Here is a 5794-nt window from a genome sequence, read left to right as displayed (position 1 = left end):
TCCTTGCGACGGTGCCTGGGCTGGCCCATGCGCCCCAAACCGAAGCGGCCAACGCGCCGCTCGAAGAACCGCTGGCCGATCCGGTCAATGCGCCCACGTCCGCAGCTGACCCTGCATCTGCAAAGATCCGTTCAGCCTGAAGCTGCCCATGTGGTCCGTCACCGGGGCGGACGGATCCTGCTGCACGCTGAGCGACTCGAAGCCGAAGTTGTCGAACTTCACCTGCGCGGGCATACCGACCGCCACGTAATTGGTGCCGTCCGGCGCCGTGTGCGAGCCAATCGACAAGCCCACCATATCCACCACGCCGCTCGGATTGCGCATCACCACCCAGGTGGTGCGGCCGTCGACCACCTGGCCGATGGCGATGCGGCTGTCGTGCGTGGCCGGGTCGGCCGGGTGCTGGTTCAGTTCCAGGTGCAGTGCAAAGTTGATGCTGTCGCCGCCGCGCACATCCGACATCTCCGCATCGGACAAAGGCTTGAGCTGGCGCGTGCTGCTCGAAGCCGCCGCCAGGCGCGCGCTTCCGCGCGCGCTGTCACTCGTTGAGGCGCCCGCGCCCGTCGGTGCGCCCGCCACGTCGGCTGCGTGCGCGGCATTGGCCACCGTGGCCGCCGCGACGGCGAGAGCGAGGAGGGCGCGCGCGTTCATTGCCGAAATTTCACGTCCAGGAACTGGATCTGCACCCCGCCAATGCGCGAGGAGCCCAGGTTCACGTCGCCGGTGGTGGCGCTGCGGAAGGTGATGTTGTCCACCGTGATCGCCCCCACCGCCGCGCCCGGGCCGCCCGCATCCGGCCAGTCGATCCCGAAGTGCAGGTTCGATTTGCCGTCCGCACCCGTGCGCGCGTTGAAGATGCCCGGCTGGTTGCTCACGTCCGCAATGCGCCACGGCGATGCGGACACCGTCCCATCCCCCGCCGCCGCGCCGATCTTGATGCCCGCAAACACGAGCGCCTCGCCCGAAGCGCTCTTGCCGTTCGGCTGCACCGAGAAGCTGCCGATGTCCGTGCGCACCGCATAGCCCCAGGCCAGGCCATCGCTGTCGCGCGGCGTGGTCCATTGCATGCCGCCGCCGTAGTGCGCCACATCCTTGAGGACCAGGCTGGTGCCGAGCGTGGTGCCGTTGGACTCCACCGCCACGTCGTAGGCGATCTGCCACAGCTCCTTGCCCGCCGTGTTCAGCGGACGCGAGAGGGTGATGATGTCCGCGCGACCCACCGGGCTGGCCAGCACGTCGATCATGTACGGATCGGCAAACGGCGCCTCGGTATTGTCCGAGCGCGACACCGCCATGTTGCCAATCGAAAGGCTGCCCATATTGCCCGGCGTGGTGTAGCGCAGCGTGGCATCGCCGTTCATGGCGAAATTCGCGAGGTTGAAGCTCATGCCATCGCGCCCGCGCACCTTGGACAGGGCCGCGTCCGACATCGGCTCCATCGCCCCGGCGCAGAGCGGCAACATCAGCAGGAGCAGGGCGAGCGCGCGCATGGCAGCTTACCGGGCCAGCGCGTTGTTGGGCGGCAGGGTGCCGTTGATGTTCAGCGCGACCAGCTTGTCGCGCCAGTTCATCCAGATGCCGGCCTGGGCCTCCGTCAGCGCGGGCATGCCGGGCGCGGACGGGAAGGTCACCGGCGTCTTGAGGATGGAAATCCAGAAGTCGCGCGAGGGGCCGCTCGCGTCGCCCGCCGTGATCCCGCCGATCTGGTTCAGCGTCGGGCCGACGCAGGTCGCGCAGGTATTGTCGAAGCGCTTGCCGCCGAGCGCGTCGTTGGCCGTGTCCACGGTGCCGCCGCTGGTGGCGATCTGCAGCGAGCCCGAGATGCTCGCCAGCCGCGTGCCGACGTCCCCGGCGATGCCGTCGAAGCCCAGCCGCATGCCGATGGCTTCGCGGGTGCCGTTGCCGGTGTCCCGGAACACGAATTCGAAATAGGGGTTGGTGATCTGCACCACCTGCTTGGCCACGCCCGCATCGGTGCGGCCGAACTGCAGGGCGCCGATGTCGAGGTCCGCTCCGGTGCCGTTGCGCGCGGCGTAGGCGTACTCGCCCAGGCGCAAATTGGTCAGGTTGGCGTTGAGGGCGACGTCCGCATCGAGCGCGACGCGCATGAAGTCAAAACCGTTCAGGCTGCTGTTAGAGACGGCGAACACGCCTTGGCCGCTGACGGCGGACAGCTCGGCATCGCTCATCGGCTTGGGCGCGGCCCAGACGGACGCGGCCCACAAGGTGGCAACGATTCCGGCGCCGATGCGCCGCAGCGGAAGGCGGGCCTGCGTATTCATGGCGAAGGAACTGAATGAAGAGGGATGGGTGGCGCGCACACGGCGCGCCCGATCGCAAAAATACGGCTGCCGGAGGAAGCAGGAACCGGGCAGCCGCGAAGAGACGATCTGTTGTGCTACGCCGGGATTAGTGAGCCCAGATGTAGACGGTGGTGCCTTGCAGCTTGATGTCGTTCATGGCCATCGCGCCGAAGGACTTGGTCGAGCCGCCCATCGAGATGCCGCCGACGGTCATGTTGACGTTCTTGGACGAGGTCAGGTTCGGGATGGCGATCTTGACCACGTCGCCGCCGTCGTAGAAGCCGGCCAGGGCGGTTTGCGGCGAGGTCAGGCCCAGCACGGCGCCGTAGGCGTCTTGCGCGAAGGTGGCGCCGTTGATCACGTCCAGGGTGGCAGCGATCACACCGTTGATGCCGATGTTCTTGAAGGACACCGAACCGCCGGTGGTGGAGTCGGTATTGGTGTACTTGAACTCGCCGATGTTGATATGCAGGTCGGCAGCGATCGAGACGCCGTCCTGGCCGGAGACCTTGGACAGGTCGGCGTCAGCGATCGGGGTCAGGCCGGCGTGAGCCGAAGCAGCGATGGAAGCAACAGCAGCAGCGAGTGCGAGTTTTTTCAGCAGTTTCATGTGTATCTCCAAGTCATTATTGTTGTACAGCGACGGGAATGAAATCGTTTCGCGGCACGTTCTGGACCAACGCTGAACCTTGGCTTGTGGCCGCTGGGGTCGTCTTTCAGGTCGTGCTAGGTTCTTAACGCTTGATGCCAATTAAGAAACTTCATCTTACGAGTTTGCGTAGTAAAACTGCATCGGTTCGTGTTGATAGTGCAAGCCAATCCCATGGCTTTGTGGGCCAGCGCACATATGCTTTTGAGCAAGCCCAGCATGCCGCGAACGCAGCAATTTGTCGGTCTGGCATGCCAGGTCGACAATTGAATAACGCCCGTGGTTGACGGGCGTATCACGAATCGTTGCTCTGCAAAACTTTTTCACAGAAAAGGGTACACGCGACTTTTTTTTACGCGTATAGTGCCCATATCCCTGTTGCCTTCGGGCACTAGCGCGATACAAAAAGAACACGCTCGGCCAGCCCTTCCGATGTGAAAACGCTAAATCGCCGCGCCCCATATTTGCGCCCGTTCACACCGCATTACTGACAGAGTTATTCATGCCCACCTTCGCCAAGCTTCAGATTGCCCTCAAGAACGTGTACGTCCGCGTGCTGGTCGTGCTCCTGATCGCACTGACCGTCGGCCTTGTGATCTACAAGAGCGACGTCCCGCAGGATGCGGTTCCGGTCGTCCATTCCCAGAATATCGCGGAGATCACCGCGCTGGCCGCGCAAAAGGACAAGCTCGACTACCTGCTGGTGGCCAAGCCGCTGTCGGACGCGCCGCGCTACGTCTTCAAGTTCAAGGGCGCCCAGGAACTGCACGTGGTGAAGGTGCCGAGCACCTCCCATCTGTCGCTGGAGCGCGAAGTGCTGCTCAAGAATGCGATCCCGTATTCGATCGCCAAGGACGACTTCCTGGCCTCGCACAAGGCCGTGATGCTGGACGAAGGCGAGAACCAGACCCGCGCCGAAGCCATCGACTTCCTGAAGCGCCACGCGCTGGACATCATCGTCATCTTCTTCGTGTTCTACGCGATCAAGTTCGGCATCCCGGGCATGGGCCCGTCGGCGACCATGATCCAGCCGGACAAGCTGAAAGGCTCGATGGATGACCTGATCGGCATGGACGACATCAAGACCGAGGTGAAGCACCTCGAGGACATGATCCGCAACCGCAGCCTCTATAAACAGCACAACATCGACAAGCCGTTCAACGTGATGCTGACCGGGCCTGCCGGTACCGGCAAGACCAAACTGGTGGGCTACCTGGCCAAGCAGCTGAACGTGCCGCTGATCCAGGCGTCTGGTTCGGCGCTGGAATCGGGCTATGTCGGCGGCGGCTCCAAAGCGCTCAACGCCCTGTACCGCAAGGCCTGCGCCAAGGGCCAGTGCATCATCTTCCTGGACGAGGCGCAGTCCCTGTTCATGCCGCGCGGCCGCAGCGAGAAGAAATGGGAAGACGACACCGCCAACACGCTTCTCGGCCTGCTGGATGGCGTGAAGAGCGACAAGGGCAATGGCGTGATCTGGGTGGTGGCCTCCAACTTCGACGACGCCTCGACCGAGATGGACGAAGCGATGCTGCGCCGCTTCTCGGTGAAGATCAACTTCCGCTTGCCGAACAAGGCGGAGCGCAAGGAGCTGCTGCGCAGCTTCCTGGCCCGCAAGCAGGACGGCATCGTCAACTGGAACAACCTGGACCTCGACCAGGTGGCCGAGATGACCACCAACCTGTCGCCCGCGCTGCTGGAGACCGTGGTCGAACGCGCGAGCCTGATCTGCATCCAGGAGAAGCTGGTCATCGATACCGACGTGATGTTCCGCGCCTTCGAGCGCGCCACCATCGGCCTGACCGACCGCGCCACGACCGCCGAAAAGGCCAAGCAGCGCGAGCGCATCGCCCTGCACGAACTGGGCCACTTCTTCATGCAGATCGACCCCTACCTGCGCGAAGGGATGTCGCTGGACGAGGTGAAGGAGAAGTCGCACCTGCTGAAGATTTCGACGGAAGCGGTGTCGAAGATCGGTGCCCTCGGCTACGTGCTGCAGTCGGGCGACGACATGAGCCTGCGCACACTGGAAGAGCTGGAGCGCGACGTGATCCAGCTGTACGGCGGCGTGGCGGCGGAAGAGCTGTTCTACGGGGCGCGCGGCATTTCGGTCGGTTCGCAGAACGACATCGAGAAGGCAACCAAGATGCTCAACATGATGGTCAACCGCCTGTCGATGTACTCGCGCTCCAAGATCGACTACACCCAGCTGCAGACCGACGCCAACGGCGAGCATACCGTGCGCCAGGTGGAAGAGAAGTCCGATGAGCTGTACAGCTACACGCTGGGCGCGATCCGCGACTATCGCGGGATCATCGAATCGATCAAGGACACGCTGATCGAGCGCTACGTCCTGTCGAAGGATGCGGTGTTCGAGCTGCTGGCAGAGCGCGAGCACCTGTTCGCGGCGGCGCTGGCAGCACCGCGCCACGCTTCGCTCAAGCTGTGCACCGAGACCGCGATGGCCGTGTAATCCCGGCTGCTGCGCAGAAGCGCTCTATAATCGGCCGCAGGGCCATCATGGAGCGCTTATGACATCGCAGTTCACCACGATGGCCGCCCGGTTCGGGGCGGCCATTTGTTTTTCCGCCATCGGCGTGACCGGTTGCGCGACCCTGGACAACCTGGAGCGCGAGTCGATCGCACAGGTGCCGTCGCTGGACGATGCGATGCTGTGCCGGCACTATCTGTCGATGTACGACGATGTGCCGACCAGGTATGGCAATGCGGTGGAAGCGGAGCTGGTGAAGCGGAAGCTGGACGACGCGGCCTGCCGCGAGCACGCGCCGTCGCCTCTGGCCGGGGCCATCGCCGCGGGCGCGCTCACCGCGGCCGCGGCCAGGCA

Annotated in this window: 6 protein-coding genes; 2 read left to right on the top strand and 4 right to left on the bottom strand. The window is 64.0% G+C overall.

What is annotated here, in order from left to right; genetic code table 11:
- Window positions 1-84: 84 nt before the first annotated feature.
- From E4L96_RS16455 to E4L96_RS16440, 4 genes are all read right to left on the bottom strand, one after another.
- Window positions 85-651 carry a hypothetical protein gene (locus tag E4L96_RS16455; RefSeq protein WP_135208301.1) on the bottom strand — a complete coding sequence of 189 codons (567 nt, stop codon included), beginning with the start codon at window positions 649-651 and terminating at the stop codon, window positions 85-87.
- Window positions 648-1490: a DUF6160 family protein gene (locus tag E4L96_RS16450; protein WP_229414564.1), complete on the bottom strand. Its 843-nt coding sequence runs from the start codon at window positions 1488-1490 to the stop codon at window positions 648-650. Before E4L96_RS16450 ends, E4L96_RS16455 begins: the two co-directional genes overlap by 4 nt.
- A gap of 6 nt (window positions 1491-1496) precedes the next feature.
- Window positions 1497-2282 (bottom strand): hypothetical protein, encoded by a 786-nt coding sequence (locus tag E4L96_RS16445; protein ID WP_135208300.1) that lies wholly within the window; start codon window positions 2280-2282, stop codon window positions 1497-1499.
- Window positions 2283-2409: 127 nt separating this feature from the next.
- Window positions 2410-2913, bottom strand: a complete 504-nt coding sequence (locus tag E4L96_RS16440) for a DUF6160 family protein (RefSeq protein WP_135208299.1) — start codon at window positions 2911-2913, stop codon at window positions 2410-2412.
- A gap of 541 nt (window positions 2914-3454) precedes the next feature.
- On the opposite strand from E4L96_RS16440, the gene E4L96_RS16435 reads away from it, so the two are divergent.
- Both E4L96_RS16435 and E4L96_RS16430 read left to right on the top strand, forming a co-directional pair.
- Entirely contained in the window at window positions 3455-5422 is a 1968-nt protein-coding gene (locus tag E4L96_RS16435) for an AAA family ATPase (protein ID WP_135208298.1), read from the top strand.
- A 58-nt stretch (window positions 5423-5480) separates the two neighbouring features.
- On the top strand, window positions 5481-5794 hold a 314-nt coding region (locus E4L96_RS16430), incomplete at its 3' end, for a hypothetical protein (protein WP_135208297.1).

Origin of the sequence: Zemynaea arenosa, assembly GCF_004614185.1 — a bacterium.
Taxonomy (GTDB): domain Bacteria; phylum Pseudomonadota; class Gammaproteobacteria; order Burkholderiales; family Burkholderiaceae_D; genus Telluria; species Telluria arenosa.
Note: the sequence above shows the minus strand (reverse complement) of the source record. Positions and strands in the feature narration are given on the sequence as shown.